At 41.9% G+C, this 14,329-nt stretch carries 10 protein-coding genes and 5 pseudogenes; 7 read left to right on the forward strand and 8 right to left on the reverse strand.

Features of this window, described 5'->3' with window-relative positions; genetic code table 11:
- Nucleotides 1–202: 202 nt before the first annotated feature.
- Nucleotides 203–2,527: a DUF3987 domain-containing protein gene (locus tag DXA05_RS06150; RefSeq protein WP_128858919.1), complete on the reverse strand. Its 2,325-nt coding sequence runs from the start codon at nt 2,525–2,527 to the stop codon at nt 203–205.
- Between the two features lie 153 nt (nt 2,528–2,680).
- On the opposite strand from DXA05_RS06150, the gene DXA05_RS06155 reads away from it, so the two are divergent.
- The 4 genes from DXA05_RS06155 to DXA05_RS06170 all read left to right on the forward strand — a co-directional run bounded on the left by DXA05_RS06155 (nt 2,681) and on the right by DXA05_RS06170 (nt 4,565).
- The gene (locus tag DXA05_RS06155; protein WP_008025401.1) at nt 2,681–3,040 is read left to right on the forward strand and encodes a hypothetical protein; all 360 of its coding nucleotides are present in this window, start codon (nt 2,681–2,683) and stop codon (nt 3,038–3,040) included.
- 137 nt (nt 3,041–3,177) lie between these two features.
- The gene (locus DXA05_RS06160; protein ID WP_008025398.1) at nt 3,178–3,684 is read left to right on the forward strand and encodes a DUF805 domain-containing protein; all 507 of its coding nucleotides are present in this window, start codon (nt 3,178–3,180) and stop codon (nt 3,682–3,684) included.
- Nucleotides 3,685–3,817: 133 nt separating this feature from the next.
- Nucleotides 3,818–4,111: a RyR domain-containing protein gene (locus DXA05_RS06165; protein WP_032851637.1), complete on the forward strand. Its 294-nt coding sequence runs from the start codon at nt 3,818–3,820 to the stop codon at nt 4,109–4,111.
- A 79-nt stretch (nt 4,112–4,190) separates the two neighbouring features.
- Entirely contained in the window at nt 4,191–4,565 is a 375-nt protein-coding gene (locus DXA05_RS06170) for a RidA family protein (RefSeq protein ID WP_128858920.1), read from the forward strand.
- On the opposite strand, the pseudogene DXA05_RS06175 reads toward DXA05_RS06170, so the two are convergent.
- Nucleotides 4,533–6,008, reverse strand: a pseudogene (locus tag DXA05_RS06175) (folylpolyglutamate synthase/dihydrofolate synthase family protein). The gene DXA05_RS06170 and the pseudogene DXA05_RS06175 overlap by 33 nt on opposite strands.
- 132 nt (nt 6,009–6,140) lie before the next feature.
- Between DXA05_RS06175 and DXA05_RS06180 the strand changes: the two are divergent.
- Nucleotides 6,141–7,464: pseudogene (locus tag DXA05_RS06180) on the forward strand (PhoH family protein).
- A 95-nt stretch (nt 7,465–7,559) separates the two neighbouring features.
- On the opposite strand, the gene DXA05_RS06185 reads toward DXA05_RS06180, so the two are convergent.
- From DXA05_RS06185 to DXA05_RS06200, 4 genes and pseudogenes are all read right to left on the reverse strand, one after another.
- Complete coding sequence (locus DXA05_RS06185) at nt 7,560–8,537, reverse strand: dihydroorotate dehydrogenase-like protein (protein ID WP_004317603.1); 978 nt, start codon at nt 8,535–8,537, stop codon at nt 7,560–7,562.
- Nucleotides 8,538–8,561: 24 nt separating this feature from the next.
- Nucleotides 8,562–9,230 carry a YggS family pyridoxal phosphate-dependent enzyme gene (locus DXA05_RS06190; protein ID WP_044134709.1) on the reverse strand — a complete coding sequence of 223 codons (669 nt, stop codon included), beginning with the start codon at nt 9,228–9,230 and terminating at the stop codon, nt 8,562–8,564.
- Nucleotides 9,231–9,236: 6 nt separating this feature from the next.
- Nucleotides 9,237–9,715: pseudogene (locus tag DXA05_RS06195) on the reverse strand (DUF4494 domain-containing protein).
- 83 nt (nt 9,716–9,798) lie between these two features.
- Nucleotides 9,799–10,361, reverse strand: a pseudogene (locus tag DXA05_RS06200) (HdeD family acid-resistance protein).
- A 137-nt stretch (nt 10,362–10,498) separates the two neighbouring features.
- Here DXA05_RS06200 and tpx point away from each other — a divergent pair.
- Together tpx and DXA05_RS06210 are read left to right on the forward strand one after the other, a co-directional pair.
- Nucleotides 10,499–10,999, forward strand: a complete 501-nt coding sequence (gene tpx / locus DXA05_RS06205; protein ID WP_128858921.1) for a thiol peroxidase — start codon at nt 10,499–10,501, stop codon at nt 10,997–10,999.
- Nucleotides 11,000–11,189: 190 nt separating this feature from the next.
- Nucleotides 11,190–12,073, forward strand: a pseudogene (locus DXA05_RS06210) (DUF3078 domain-containing protein).
- Nucleotides 12,074–12,141: 68 nt separating this feature from the next.
- On the opposite strand, the gene DXA05_RS06215 reads toward DXA05_RS06210, so the two are convergent.
- Nucleotides 12,142–12,792: a DedA family protein gene (locus tag DXA05_RS06215; RefSeq protein ID WP_004317614.1), complete on the reverse strand. Its 651-nt coding sequence runs from the start codon at nt 12,790–12,792 to the stop codon at nt 12,142–12,144.
- A 31-nt stretch (nt 12,793–12,823) separates the two neighbouring features.
- Entirely contained in the window at nt 12,824–14,275 is a 1,452-nt protein-coding gene (locus DXA05_RS06220; protein ID WP_004317616.1) for a tetratricopeptide repeat protein, read from the reverse strand.
- Between the last annotated feature and the right edge of the window lie 54 nt (nt 14,276–14,329).

Consider the following 14,329-nt stretch of genomic DNA (forward strand, 5'->3'; position numbering starts at 1 on the left):
ACATGACAAAAGTAATACATTGGAAAAGTGACATGACGCATAGTGACGTACATGGGCGCATAGATAAAAAGAAAAAACATTGGGAGATTTGTATCGAAACTTCCCAATGTTTGATTTCAATTATTGAGATGTTTTTTTCAAATCTCCCGATGTTTTTCCGATTCTCCAAAAGGACAAAAGGACAAAAAGACACCTATGACTGTTATTTATTCATCTTAGTATAAGAACCATGAGATATCTTGCTGATTTTTATTCCGTTAAGTGATTTTAGAAGACGTGTAACCTTACGAAGGTTGAAATCGTATTTTGCGCCAATCTGAATTGCTTCATCTGTAGTGAAGCTGTCAGGCAACTCATTGACGAAATTACGAATAATGTCCGGATTCTTCAGAGGACGGACCGCAGGAGCCGGCATGGATGAGTGTAACAGACGGCTGTGCTCGTAACAACATAGAACGATTTGAAGAGATCGTTCGAAATCGGCATCTATACAATAAATTTCGGAGGAGAGATCGGTTGTCTCAAATTGCCGGATGCGGGTCTGAATCATGCTGATACGCATCACCAGAAAAGCATAGCGCTTCACTACGGCTTGGAGGTCATCATTGCCCTCCATCGCTACCTCGGACAGCATACGTGAGAAAATCTCATTCAAACGGTTCCATTGCGGACGGGTGAAATGAAATAAAACAGGATGCGCCAGGCAGAAATTATATAGTTTGTAGACACGATGGGCAATCGGCTTGAAAGAGTCTTCCAATGAAATACAATCATCACCCATCTCTTTCCAGTGGGGAGCTTCACGGAAAGTGTAAGCCAGAATACGGCTGGGAAGTCCGTTCCCGTAACTGTTTAACAAACAGTCTATCTGTCCGGGAGTGCCCGTTAGAAGCAAAGCTAATTTAGGATAACGGATATAGATTGGGATGATACCGTTGGCTTTATAGGAAGAATCAATGTTTTCGTGCTCAAAAGCTTTGCGGAGCATATCATCGAAGTTACCACAATCTAGGTGATTGGCTGTGGAGAGCGTTTGGGCTTCCGTATCGAAAATGATACTTCCTTGCGAACCGTTGTCCTGCATCTGAATTTGCATACGGGTGTAACTGGTAGTGGCGGGAATGAACAACATTTTAAAAGGAGGTCTTTGAGGCTCTTCGGAACACGTTTCTCCTTTTTTCCTTTTCCGCTGACATTCTGCTTGCCAGGTATTGTGCGCTGTATGGTAGTTTTTTAACATGGATTCACTGGTAGACAGTATTTCAGTCTGTATTTCTTCCAATAGATAGCGTCCGGTTTGGGCAATGCTTTTACCGCTGCCGGCAGAAGAAAATATGACACTGAACAAATGGGGGGAATATTTTTTGTGGTTATAAATTCCGAAAGTTTGTGGAAGTGCCGCACTTAGTGCGGTAAGATCGGAAAGGAGGGAGATGTCTTGTTCGCGGTCGCTTGCGTCTTCAATGATACAGTCATTCAGTAGATCGGGAAGATTATTGTACAAATCGCGTGGGAATAAGGGTGTTCCTTTCCTGAATTCTTCTCCCAGCCAATAGGCTTCTTCGGTGCTATCGGAGTTTTCTAAAGTACCATAGGGGATTTTTGTCCTTATGTCCTTTTGAAAGGAAGAAGAGGTGGCTGTAGAGGAAGCAGGTGCGTGCTCGTTAACTTGCTTGTATCCAGATGATAAAACACTTGTCAATTCTTCGGGACGAAAATCTGTATGCTCGAAAAATGCAGTAAGCTCACGTAATATGCTTTCTTGCGGATAGTGTCGGCGGGAGGCTTCGCAGGCAAGTTTAAAGACGTTGGAATGACGTTGTCCGGCTGTCAGGGGATGGAGGAAAATATAGGACGAAATAAATTGGGCGATTTCTGCTTCAGACACGTTTTCCGGGGTATTATCCTGGAGAGGAAAAGGAGGAAGCACTTTATTTTCAGAGGAAGCGTTTGTTTCCTCTTTTAGATGTGGTTCCAACACAAATGCCTGATAAAGACCGGCAACATATCCATTGGGCGAATAACTGAAATAACATAGGCGACTTTCGTCCTTGCAGGCCGGATCACTCTCCAATCCCAGCAATTGATTGTAGTAACGGCTCACTAATTGCTGCCCTTCACGATGGCGGTTTTCGATACCTTCCACATAGGCGAAAACTTTCACTCCGTCAGTAGGACTTTCTATGGCCGCTACCGTGTGAGGATCTGCCGCACAACGTTGGATGACTTGAAGACGATCTTTTACATGATCGTAATCGAGCCCGACAATATGGCTGGGGAGGAGGAAGTTTTTGATGGCATGTGCTCCGTCAAAAGTACCTGCCGGAGTGAAACAGGGGAGCTGGCTCTTCAACTTCTGTGCCGCGGCATGGTCTCCTTCTGCATAGTATCGGCGGATAGCGTTTACGATAGAGGCATAGACCGGATGGATACACATAATGATGACTTCAAGGAAAGACATGACTTTGGGCTTTTTTGAATACACATTCTCGTAAACCGAGACTTTGATTTCTTCTAAGGCTTTCATATAAAATTGTTTTTTGTAAGATTGAGTTACCTGACTATCAGATAACGGGAACAAAGGTCGGGATATTAAAAATAGGGTTGCTTCCCTATGTGAATAGTACTTGATAAAGCAAATAAAAACTGAAATATTATAAATTATTAATCATAGAATGACATGGCAAAAGAAAAACAGGAACCATACGAGTTTTTGAGCAATTTGGTATTGGCTTTAATGGATATGGATCGTATTTTCAGTAACAGTTTTTTTACGAGCGAACTTGATATCTCTCCCAAAACACTGAGTGAGATAAGACGGGGAGAGGATATGTGTATTTATCAGTATGTGCGCGTGATCCGGTGTATGACGGAGTATCTTCATTTAATCATCCGGATGGATATGTTGCTGAAGGAGTTAAGAACCGTATTAGCTTCCAATTGTGATTTGGTGGTTGCTACGGTTCCGCACCGTTTTCATGGAACTTGCCAACCGAAAGAGTGGGTGGTAGTGATGCAATGGGATGGGGTGAAATTGTGATTTCTACAGAAAATAGGGCATTTTTTCAATCTTTTTGCCTGAATCCTTTCTTTATTTAATTTTTTTTATATCTTTGCTTTCATATTGAGAAACACGGATAAAAACTCACTTATTTATTCATATAAACTTAATAAATTATGTTCAAAGCTCCTTTTTCATTTGACGGTCGTATTCGTAGAATCGAATACTTCTTGTCAGGCATTATTGGTGGTATAGTTTCTAGTATTGCATGGGCACTAGGCGTAGGTACATTTGTTTTGGGTGCTGCCAGCGGATCGGCCGGGGGATCAGTATTTGGTTTATTGATCGGTCTTGCTGCTATGATTGCATCTATTTGGTTCTCTCTGGCACAGGGGGTGAAACGTCTGCACGACTTAAACAAATCCGGTTGGCTGATTTTGTTGTGCTGTGTACCTATTGTTGGTTGGATTTTTGCATTGTACATGCTGTTTGCAGATGGCACGGTAGGTCCTAATCCTTATGGTGCAGATCCGAAAAACCGTATGCCGTATCAGGCACAACCTGCTTCTGTAAACGTGACTGTAAATGTTTCAAGAGAAGATGTAAAAGTTGACAAGCCGGTAGAAGCTGCTCCTGCACCTGCGGAAGCCCCTGTAGAAGAAGATAAAGAAAAGGCTGAATAATCTTATTAAAGAAGAAATAATAGAGCCTCCTGCGAAATTCGTTTTGCAGGAGGTTTTTTTGTTATTAACCTGTTTGTTATTCAATATTTTGTCTAAATTTGTAAGTGTAACATAATAAATAATGATTTGTAAGATGAAAGAGTATATTCCCAATCCGGTGGATACAGGACACATCCAACTCCCGAAGGAATTGGAATACCTGGTAGAAGAAATGGCTAAGAATGTTCATGAGGTCTGGTCGAAAACCAGAATAGAACAAGGTTGGACGTATGGCGAAAAGCGGGATGATGTATTGAAACAGCATCCGTGCCTGGTTCCGTATGAAGAATTGCCTGAAGAAGAAAAGGTGTATGACAGAAATTCTTCAGTGGAAACCTTGAAACTGATAATGAAACTGGGGTTTAAGATTTCGAAGGATGAAAAATAGATGATGAATGATGGCAACAACCTTATTCAGAATTTATTTTTATCTTTGAAATCCATTATAAACAGAAAAAGAAATAGATATGAAAAAAGTAATTTGCAGTGAGAAAGCTCCGGGGGCTATCGGCCCTTATAGTCAGGCGATAGAAGCTAATGGTATGGTATTTGTGTCCGGTCAGTTGCCTATTGATGCCGCTACGGGACAGATGGCTGAAGGGATAGAAGGACAGGCTCGCCAGTCGTTGGAGAATATCAAACACATTCTTGAAGAAGCAGGATTGACAATGGGAAACATTGTCAAAACCACTGTATTTCTTCAGGATATGTCCCTGTTTGCAGGGATGAATGGCGTGTATGCCACGTATTTTGACGGAGCTTTTCCGGCACGTTCGGCGATTGCCGTAAAAGCTCTGCCCAAGGATGCGTTAGTAGAGATTGAGTGTATCGCGGTTCGCTAACAAATCTGCGACAATGAAACTGCTGCCTCCTACAAAGATCAGATCTTTTGGGGGGCAGTTCTTTTTTGCCGCCTGTACAGCTTCTACAACAGTGGGGTAGGTGGTACCTTTCAATCCGGCTTCTTCTGCCAATGCCAATAGTTCATTTTCCGGAAGTGCACGTTTCACACTTGCTTTGGTGAAATAATAGGTGGCATCTTTCGGTAACTCTTGCAAGACACTGCTGATATCTTTATCGTTCACCATGCCAAATACGATGTGCAGCTCCTGGTTGAATTTCTGATGAAGGAAATCAAGATGTCCACAGACATATTTGATTCCATCTACATTATGTCCCGTGTCGCAGATGATATCCGGATAGCTGTGTACTTTCTGCCAGCGTCCCATCAGCGGTGAGTTTGCACACATCAGCAAAACCATTGAGATAGTCTTTGGGACAGATGCGATACCTATTTTTGTCAGCTCTTCAAGAGCAGACAGGATGGTGAGGATATTTTCATGCTGGCAGAGACCGCTTAATTCCATAAAAAGACCTGCAGGAAACATTTCATTGACAATTCGGATAGCATCTTTTCTCTTGTCGAGTATTTTGTCTAATGCTTTAATGCTGTCTGCCGGATGCAGGAAAAGCAATATCTCTTTGGATTCTTGTGCGCTTTCAGATGGTTGGTGAGTCTCTTTTATCAAGTCTTGCAGGACATTATCCAGACGTTTTCTTAGTGCCTGCATTTCCGGATAAGGAAGCCAGTCTGTGGGATTATATGGGAAGATAGAATCTGCATAGTTGATAGGTGCATTCATTTCTTTTGCTTTCATGGTGAACACACGTTTAACGCTGCCTTTAGCTCTGCCGATGACTACCGGAACCCCTTCTTTGATAATGCCTGCTTTTTCTTTGGCTATTTTTGTCAGGGTATTCCCTAGATATTGCATGTGGTCAAAACTGATATTAGTGATGACACATAAATCGGGGTGAATGATGTTGGTGCAATCCAAACGTCCGCCCATTCCTACTTCGATAACGGCTACGTCTACTTTCTGGTCCGCAAAGTAGCGGAACGCCATGGCGGTAGTCAGTTCAAAAAACGAAGGATGGAGCGGTTCGAAGAATGAGCGGTGCTCTTCTACGAAGTTGACTACATATTCTTCCGGCATCATTTCTCCGTTGATGCGGATGCGTTCGCGGAAGTCGACCAAATGGGGGGAAGTGAATAAGCCTACCCGGTACCCTGCGGACTGTAATACGGCTGCGATAGTATGTGAGCAGGAACCCTTTCCATTGGTTCCGGCGATATGTATCGTCTTGAATTGTTGATGAGGATGCCCAAAATGTTCGTCCAATTTGTGTGTGGTCTCTAAACCCGGCTTATATGCTTTGCTTCCTATTTGTTGAAACATTGGCGCACTCTCATATAAGTACTTTAAAGTGTTCTGATAGTCCATGTTTTATAATATTTAACTTCGGGCAATCTTTATTGCCCGCTAATTTGTTTATCTTTAGAACCGTCAATCTAACCGTAAATGCAGGGATTGGCGAATGAGATTGCAAATATCAACATTTAAATCTAAGAAATCATGGGAACTAAGAAAAATTTTGTGTTAGACACAAATGTTATTCTTCACGATTACAATTGCTTGAAGAATTTTCAGGAAAATGATATTTACCTCCCTCTTGTTGTACTCGAAGAACTGGATAAGTTCAAAAAAGGAAACGAGCAGATTAATTTCAATGCTCGTGAGTTCGTACGCGAATTGGATGTATTGACAAGCGACGAGCTTTTCTCCGACGGGGTGAAACTCGGCGAAGGATTGGGACGTCTGTTTGTCGTGACAAGCAATGTGCCGGCTACCAAAGTTTGGGAATCGTTTCCAATAAAGAAACCCGACCATCTGATTTTGGCAGCAACCGAATATCTGACCGACAAGTATCCGAAAATGAAATCTATCTTAGTGACCAAAGATGTGAATCTGCGCATGAAAGCTCGTTCTATCGGATTGCTTTGCGAGGATTATATTACGGATAAGGTGGTAAATGTAGATGTGTTCGAGAAATCGAATGAGATTTTTGAAAATGTAGATCCGGCATTGATCGACCGCATTTATTCTTCCAAAGAAGGTATTGACTTGAGTGAATTCGACTTTAAGGATTTGGTTCATCCCAATGAGTGTTTTGTGTTGAAGAGTGACCGGAATAGTGTATTGGCACGCTACAATCCTTTCACACATTCTATTATCCGCGTGATGAAGGGTAAGAATTATGGAATCGAACCACGGAATGCGGAACAGAGTTTTGCTTTTGAGATCCTGAATGATCCGAATATCAAACTGGTAGCTCTGACAGGAAAAGCAGGAACAGGTAAGACTTTGCTGGCTTTGGCTGCTGCGTTGGGTAAACTGACCGATTACAAACAAATTTTGCTGGCACGTCCTGTTGTAGCGCTTTCTAATAAAGACATCGGTTTCCTTCCGGGAGATGCACAAGAGAAAGTAGCTCCTTATATGCAACCATTATTTGACAATCTGAACGTGATAAAACGTCAGTTTGCAGCAAACTCTACCGAAGTGAAGCGCATAGAAGATATGCAGAAAAGCGAACAGCTGGTGATTGAGCTCTGGCATTTATCCGTGGTCGTAGTTTGAGCGAAATGTATTGCATCATTGACGAAGCGCAGAATCTGACCCCAAATGAAATAAAGACAATCATCACCCGTGCAGGCGAAGGTACGAAGATGGTATTTACGGGAGATATCCAGCAGATTGACCAACCTTATCTGGATAGTCAGTCCAATGGCTTGGTATATATGATTGATCGTATGAAAGACCAGAATATCTTTGCACACGTCAATTTGCTGAAAGGTGAACGAAGTGATTGAGTGAACTGGCAAGCAACCTGCTGTAGGAAATGAAGAATGAAAAATGAAGAATGAAGAATAAGCTGCGCTATTATGCTGCATAGTAAATTCTTCATTCTTCATTTTTCATTCTTCATTTGTTTTATTCTTTCTTTCCGAAATATTTAAGGAATTGTGTACGTTCAAATGTATTGACGCCTTTAATATCTTTGATATTCAGTTTGCCTTTGAATTGAGCTATATTTTCGAATCCTTTGCGTTCCATCCATGCAGAGAGGAAGCGGTTGGCTTCTCCAATAAATGCGTTTGTATTCAGATAGACTGCGCTACATACTTCTACGGCTGAAGCACCGGCAAGGATAGCTTTCACTACTGATTCAGCATTGGCAACACCACCGGAAGCCGCATAGTCGATCTTATCTACTACTGCAGATGCAATTCCAATCCAGCGGAGCGGATTGGCGAGGTCGGAAGCATTACTGAATATTTCTCCTGAAATATGTTCCATCTTTTCGATGTTGATGTCCGGCTGATAGAAGCGGTTGAAGAGAACAACTGCGGCTGCACCGTTGGCATACAACTGATCGATTAATACCACAGGGTTGGTCAGGTTATCACCCAGCTTCATGATAACGGGAATGTTAACCGTCTGCTTGATGCGGCGGAGAATGTCGATGTGGCGTTGTTCGAATGAACCGTATGTATATTGCAGTTCTGATTGCAAGGCGAGGATATTGATTTCCAATGCGTCGGCACCAGCCTCTTCAATCTTCTTTGCAAAGTCGATCCATTCGGAATCAGTGTAGCAGTTGATGCTGGCAATGATAGGAATGGGGCATACCTTTTTGCTTTCTTTTATTAAAGTCAGGTATTCAGATAACTTGTGCTCACGGATATATTCTTCCAGATAGTCACTGGCTTCGGGATAGAATGCCGGGTCTTTCAGTTGATCTGCTTCCAGCATGATCTGTTCCTCAAACAGTGATTTCAGAACGATAGCACCGGCACCATCTTCGGCCAATTTTTTGTTTTTGCCGACACTGTTGGTCAGCCCTGAGCTACTGATGATGATAGGGTTTCTAAGAGAAAGCCCTGCGAAAGTAGTTTTTAAATCGGTCATAGCAATATGTTTTTTAATACTTAATCAATAATTTCTTTCTCCGAAAATCTTGCTTCCTACTCGTACCAGCGTACTTCCTGCGGCAATGGCTTCGTGATAGTCATGTGACATTCCCATTGATAGTTCGCAGAAAGTATCAGAGTGGGTGAACCAAGTTGTTTTTATCTCGTTAAAGAGTCTATTTAGTGAACAAAATTCCCGGTTGATTTGTTCAATACAATCGGTGTTGCTGGCCATACCCATTAATCCGCAGATGCGCACATGAGTCAGCTCTTTCCATTCTCCGGCATTCAGCATCTCTTTACATTCTTCGGGACTGAAACCAAATTTGGTTTCTTCCTGCGCAACGTGAATCTGCAACAGGCAGTTCACAGTACGTCCGGCCTTGACAGCTTGTTTGTTGACTTCGGCCAGCAGTTTATAACTATCAATTCCATGAATCATCGCTACGTATGGTATCATGTATTTGATTTTATTCGTTTGCAGGTGCCCGATAAAATGCCATTCGATATCTTTCGGCAAACTTTCGTATTTAGCTGTCATTTCCTGCACTTTGCTTTCTCCAAAAATACGCTGTCCCGCCTGATATGCTTCTTCTATCGCTTCGTTGGGATGGAATTTTGAGACAGCAACCAGCCGGACTCCTTGAGGGAGTTCGGCCAGCACTTGCTTTAAATTGTCAGCAATACTCATTGTAACTTATGCTTTTGACGGATCAAATTCCGGTTTGTCATTCGGTTCGGCGCTGTAAGGATATACATCCATGAGCGGAGTTTCGGATACCATACCGATCTGATAATCTGCCATGGTTCCTTTCATGCCTCATCCAGCTTTTTCACTGCATCACGCAAGTCGGCAGCTTGTACCAATACTTGAGTAGAAGTCTTTTTTTCCGCACCGCTTTTTTCATCGAGCGTGATAAAAATAAGTTTGCATTTGAACCAGCGGTCGGCACTTTCTTCGTCACTGGGGAATAATTCGCTATAGTTGGCACGTTTGATGTCCGAAACGGTAAATTCTCCGGAGATAAACGGAGTCATTTCTTCGATAATCCGTGCTTCTGCTTCTGTAAAGCTGAGTGCATCAACAAGATAAGGTTCAGTTACTTTCTTCTGCATTCCGTTTTCCATTACTTTCTCATAACGGATCTTGCACTCAAACCATGTATGCATTGCCATAATTTTCTTCCTTTTTAATTAATTGATTCATGTAAATTGCCTACAAAGATAAACAAAATACCAAAGTAAGTGCCGAAAGATTTTTATTTTCTTTTATGCAGATTTTTTAGTTCAAATGAAAGCATGACACGGAAAAGTCCGATGATGAGGAAAGTAAAAGAAATCATGTAGACTGCGTAGAGTGCTCCTATAGCGGGTTGCCATAATATTAAAAGGGAACACAGAATGGCAAGGATACCGAAAGCCATGTACCAGCCCCAGTCGCGGGTTCCGTAACGTTTCAGTCGATGGAATAGCCGGTGGAGGAGAAGCCGCGGAACATAAGCCAGAAGGCTATGATAAAAGGAATGACTTCCATGCTGACCATTGGGTAGGCAATCAGGTAGATACCCAGAACAAGGTCGATCAGTCCGCCTACGATATACCATCCCCAGCTCGGGACACCTTTCCGGTTGCTAAAAGCGAAGATAATTTCCAAAATACCGCTTATCAACATCGATACGCTGAAAATGATACTTAAAGCTACATAGGTGCTCACGGGTGAGAACATGAGCCAAAGGGCTACAATGATATACACGATTCCTAAAAGAAGAGAAGTCCACCAATTTTTTACTGAATGTTGAATCTCATTGAATACAGTTTCCATACATTTTATATTTTAAATTGAATACTAGGGTGATTTCGTTGTGGAATAACAAATTCAATTTAGAAAAGGTTTTCCGTGAACATATTTGGGGGAATCGTTGTTTCCTATATAAAGTAAATTTTAAATATAGATGCATTATGGCAACAACAAATTTCAAAGGACAACCGGTGAAACTAATCGGTGAATTTATACAAGTAGGTAAGGTAGCTCCTGACTTCGAGCTGGTAAAAACAGATTTATCTTCTTTCTCTCTGAAAGATTTGAATGGTAAAAATGTGATTTTAAATATTTTCCCCAGTCTGGATACCAGCGTATGTGCAACCTCTGTACGTAAGTTTAATAAGATGGCTGCCGGACTGAAAGATACGGTAGTATTGGCTATCTCTAAGGACCTTCCTTTTGCGCACGGTCGTTTCTGTACAACGGAAGGTATTGAAAATGTAATTCTATTGTCTGATTTCCGCTTCTCTGATTTCGACGAAAGTTACGGAGTGCGTATGGCAGATGGTCCGTTAGCAGGACTTTTGGCCCGTGCGGTAGTTGTAATTGGCAAGGATGGCAAGATTGCTTATACGGAACTTGTTCCTGAAATTACCCAGGAGCCTGATTATGATAAAGCCTTAGCTGCTGTAAAGTAATATAGAATATGGAGTATTAAGTATTAGGTATTAACTATTAGTTGCAGCTAATAAACGAATACGGCTAATACTTAATACTGCTCTTATCTTAAAGATTTTGACCTAATGGGACTGGTAAAAAGGCTTGGTAAACTGCCAAGGCTCCGTTCTTGTTAGGTTGTGTTTTTTTCTACACTAAACCTCAACTATCATGAACAAGATGAAAACTCTATTCATCACCCTGCTATGTATGGGTGCTGGAACCCTGTCGGCTCAAACTGCCGATAGTACACAAACTTCTCCCTGGACAAAAGAAGGATTTGCCGGACTGAAACTGACACAGGTGAGCCTGACTAACTGGCTGCCGGAGGTGATAACTCTGTTGCCTTTGACTTGCAGGGCACTTATCAGATTAATTATAAGAAAGGAAAACATTTGTGGAATAATCGTATTGAACTGGCTTATGGATTGAATAAGACTGGTGACGACGGAACCAGGAAGGCTAATGATAAGATTTATTTGAATACGAATTATGGCTATGCTATTGCCAAAAGTTGGTATGCCAGCGCATTCGCCACTTTCCAGACGCAGTTTTCTCCCGGATATGACTATTCCGTCAATAAGGATGTTGCTATCTCCGAATTTATGGCTCCCGCTTATTTGACTACCGGTTTGGGCTTTACTTATGATCCGGGTAAGATATTTACCGTTGTATTGTCTCCTGCTGCATGGCGCGGAACATTTGTTCTCAATGACCGTCTCTCGGACGAAGGGGCCTATGGAGTGGATCCGGGCAAACACCTGTTATCCAGCTTCGGTGCTAACTTGAAAGGGGAAGCCAAATATGAATTTTTGAAGAATATGACAGTATATTCGCGTTTGGATTTATATTCCGATTATCTGCACAAGCCATTGAACATAGATGTGAACTGGGAAGTGCAAATAAATATGATTATCAATAAATGGTTTTCAACCACGCTCACTACTAACTTGATGTATGACGATGATGTGAAGATTGTACAAAAGGATGGTACCAAAGGATCTCGTGTACAATTTAAAGAGATCTTGGGAGTAGGAGTCCAATTCAATTTCTAAGGATTGGTTTTTAAGTATTAGGTATTAAGTATTAGTCATGGTAATACTTAATACCTAATACTTAATACTCATTTTTTCTTCTTCTTCTTCAGTCCCTTATAAGCCAGGAATCCGATGACCAATACCACCACTGCTATAATGACATAGCCGATTTCGTGGCTGTATGTGGTTGCCATTACATAGACGTCATTAGTGGTTTTGAGGTCTGTAAACCGGTAGATCAGGTATCCGAGTAGAGCCAATATACTGTTCCATATCGCAGCGCCGAGAGTGGTGTAAAGTAGGAAAGGTCCTAATTTCATGCCGGCTAATCCTGCGGGAATACTGATAAGTTGGCGTACAGCCGGAATGAGACGGCCAAAGAAAGTGGAGGCTGCACCGTGCTTTCTGAAATATTCTTCTGCATGGTGTACCTTTTCTTCGTCAATAAGGCACATGTGCCCTAAACGGCTGTTAGCGAATTTATAGACAATAGGACGACCCAGCCAACGCGCCAGATAATAATTTACTAATGCACCGATATCTGCTCCTATGGTGGCAAATAGGACCACGAGAAAGATATTCATACTGTCGTCTGCCATAGCTTTCCATGCGGCAGGTGGCACTACGGCTTCCGAGGGGAAGGGAATAAAAGAACTTTCGATAGCCATAAAAATGGTGACTACCCAATAGTTCAAATTTTCTAATACCCATTTAAGAAGTTCTGCTACTGATTCCATGTTTTTTGAGGATAGAATTTATTAATCTGATTTATTTTTTTCCTTTCTTCTTTTTCTTATTCTCTTTTTTCATGCGTTCCCACACTTCTTTGAGAGTTCTTTCATCTTCCTCTCTATGTTCGGGACTATTTAACAGATCCAGAATCATATCTTCTTCCAGTGGATGTTCACATTCTTTGTTGTATTTAAAGAAGTTGTCGATTTCACCGTGCATGAGGCAAAGCACACTCAATTTCTCCGTCACATCTTCGTATTTCGGATTCATCTGGTACGCTTTTTCAAAGTATTCTTTGGCTTCTATCAGATAGTCACTTTCCGAATAAGCAGAGGCGATCATATACCACATTTCTATGTTAGAGTTAATCTCTATCGCTTTTTCGAAAGACAAGGCTGCTTCGTCTTCCAGCTCCTCTGCCAGATATAGTTTTCCCTCTGTCAGATAAATCAATCCTTCATTCGGGTTTATCTCTTTGGCTTTCTCGCAGAGCTGATGTGCTTCTTCATATCTTTCCAGATGAGACAGGGCGAAGGCTTTGCTGGTATATGTGTCTATTAATAGGACAGACTGTCTGTCTCCGTCTTCTTCAAAACGTGCGATTACTTTGTCGTAATAGTCATCGGCTTTCTGCCATTCTTCTTTATTGCCGTAAGATATTCCCATGAACATATAACCCAGTTCAGGGGGGATGGATTTAAGTTCGATCGCTTTTTGGTAATTCTCGATGGCATCATCCGAATTGTTCAGATAAAAAAAACAATGCGCTTTATAAGCGTAGGCTTCTCCACACTGATCGTCGGCTGCCAACGCAAAATCACAGGCTTCGATGGCCTTGTCTATTTGTTCCTGAACAAAGTAACATTTCACCAGTCCCATCCAGTAGGAAGGGTTGAAAGGAGATTTGTCGATGAGTTTGTTGTAATAGATGATAGCCGATTCTACTTGGTGGGTCGATGCCAGATAATCGGCTGTGAGGGCCATATATTCTTCATCTTCGGCATAACGCGATTTACCTCGGTCGAGCCATTCTTTGGCTGCATCCGGGTATCCCATGTCCAGATAGAGAAATACGACATCAATGATTGTTTCCAGTTCGTCGGCATCCGCTATCGTACTTAATAGCCATTGGGCTTCTTCCAGTTTTCCTCCATTCAGCAATAGTTCGGCTTTCAGCAGTTTCACTTCCGAGTCAAAATCTTCGGTGATGGAATCTGCTACTTTCTTTGCTTTTTGCAGTTTTTGGGTGTCCAGGTAGAGATAGGCTTGTTCGATGAGTAAAGCTGTATTTCCCGGATGTATCTTAAGTCCGTAGGTGATTACTTCTTGTGCTTCTTCAAATTTCCGTTCGGAGGCATACCAGTCGGCGATGTCGGCCAGTTGGTCAGCATCCAGATAAAGTTGTCGGTTTTCTGCTTTTGCTTTTTCGTAGTTTGTGATAAGTGTGGCTAGTTGCTTTTTTGCTGATGGTGAGTTCTTTCTACCCATTTTTATTAATTTTGTTCACCACAGATTACACGGATTAACACAGATTAGAGAATA

The organism is Bacteroides sp. AM54-2NS (genome assembly GCF_003602935.1).
GTDB classification, from domain to species: domain Bacteria; phylum Bacteroidota; class Bacteroidia; order Bacteroidales; family Bacteroidaceae; genus Bacteroides; species Bacteroides xylanisolvens.

What these genes read in the sequence shown, in the direction of transcription:
- DXA05_RS06150 (WP_128858919.1), bottom strand. Translation starts at nt 2,527, where the DNA reads ATGAAAGCCTTAGAAGAAATCAAAGTCTCGGTTTACGAGAATGTGTAT.
- DXA05_RS06155 (WP_008025401.1), top strand. Translation starts at nt 2,681, where the DNA reads ATGGCAAAAGAAAAACAGGAACCATACGAGTTTTTGAGCAATTTGGTA.
- DXA05_RS06160 (WP_008025398.1), top strand. Translation starts at nt 3,178, where the DNA reads ATGTTCAAAGCTCCTTTTTCATTTGACGGTCGTATTCGTAGAATCGAA.
- DXA05_RS06165 (WP_032851637.1), top strand. Translation starts at nt 3,818, where the DNA reads ATGAAAGAGTATATTCCCAATCCGGTGGATACAGGACACATCCAACTC.
- DXA05_RS06190 (WP_044134709.1), bottom strand. Translation starts at nt 9,230, where the DNA reads ATGAGTATTGCTGACAATTTAAAGCAAGTGCTGGCCGAACTCCCTCAA.
- DXA05_RS06215 (WP_004317614.1), bottom strand. Translation starts at nt 12,792, where the DNA reads ATGGAATCAGTAGCAGAACTTCTTAAATGGGTATTAGAAAATTTGAAC.
- tpx (WP_128858921.1), top strand. Translation starts at nt 10,499, where the DNA reads ATGGCAACAACAAATTTCAAAGGACAACCGGTGAAACTAATCGGTGAA.
- DXA05_RS06170 (WP_128858920.1), top strand. Translation starts at nt 4,191, where the DNA reads ATGAAAAAAGTAATTTGCAGTGAGAAAGCTCCGGGGGCTATCGGCCCT.
- DXA05_RS06220 (WP_004317616.1), bottom strand. Translation starts at nt 14,275, where the DNA reads ATGGGTAGAAAGAACTCACCATCAGCAAAAAAGCAACTAGCCACACTT.
- DXA05_RS06185 (WP_004317603.1), bottom strand. Translation starts at nt 8,537, where the DNA reads ATGACCGATTTAAAAACTACTTTCGCAGGGCTTTCTCTTAGAAACCCT.